The following is a 1273-nucleotide window of genomic DNA, read 5'->3' on the forward strand; positions in this document are numbered from 1 at the left end:
CGGATTTTTCACCCAGTCCTTGTCGGACCGCGATCCTGAGCTTTTTGGCTCGATCCGGTCTGAGCTGGGTCGTCAGCGCGACGAGATCGAGCTGATTGCGTCCGAGAACATCGTCTCTGCCGCCGTGATGGAGGCGCAGGGTTCGGTGATGACCAACAAATATGCCGAAGGTTACCCGGGCCGGCGCTATTACGGGGGCTGCGAGTTTGTTGATATCGCCGAGAATCTGGCCATCGACCGCGCCAAGCAGCTGTTTGGCTGTGGCTTTGCCAATGTGCAGCCGAACTCGGGCAGCCAGGCCAACCAGGGCGTGTTCCAGGCGCTGATCCAGCCCGGCGACACCATTCTGGGCATGAGCCTGGATGCGGGTGGCCACCTGACCCACGGCGCGCGGCCCAACCAGTCGGGCAAGTGGTTCAACGCCGTGCAATACGGCGTGCGCCAGCAGGACAACATGCTGGACTATGATCAGGTCGAGGCGCTGGCGAAAGAGCATAACCCCAAGCTGATCATCGCGGGCGGTTCGGCCATCCCGCGTCAGATCGACTTTGCCCGCATGCGCGAGATCGCCGACATGGTCGGCGCCTATCTGCACGTGGACATGGCGCATTTCGCCGGTCTGGTTGCGGCGGGCGAGCACCCCAGCCCGTTCCCCTACGCGCATGTGGCGACCACCACCACACACAAGACCCTGCGCGGCCCACGTGGGGGCATGATCCTGACCAATGATGAAGATATCGCTAAGAAAGTGAATTCGGCGATCTTCCCCGGCATTCAGGGCGGCCCGCTGATGCATGTGATCGCGGCCAAGGCCGTGGCCTTTGGCGAGGCGCTGCGCCCCGAGTTCAAAAGCTATATCCAGCAGGTCGTGACCAATGCGCAGGCGCTCAGCGATCAGTTGATCAAGGGCGGGCTCGACACCGTGACCCACGGCACCGACACCCATGTGGTGCTGGTCGACCTGCGCCCCAAGGGCGTCAAGGGCAACGCCACCGAAAAGGCCCTGGGCCGGGCGCATATCACCTGCAACAAGAACGGCGTGCCGTTTGACCCGGAAAAGCCGACCATCACGTCGGGCATCCGCCTTGGCAGCCCCGCCGGCACCACCCGCGGCTTTGGCGAGGCCGAGTTCCGCCAGATCGCCGACTGGATCATCGAAGTGGTCGACGGCCTGGCCGCCAACGGCGAAGACGGCAACGCCGAAGTCGAAGCCCGCGTCCGCGCCCAGGTCGCAGACCTCTGCAACCGCTTCCCTATCTACCCGAACCTGTAA

General features: G+C 63.8%; 1 protein-coding gene. It reads left to right on the forward strand.

All coding sequences use genetic code 11. The features are described from left to right. On the forward strand, positions 1 to 1273 hold a 1273-nt coding region (glyA, locus tag ACR0LL_RS21100; protein WP_480589254.1), incomplete at its 5' end, for a serine hydroxymethyltransferase.

This window comes from Ruegeria sp. AI2, assembly GCF_056541275.1.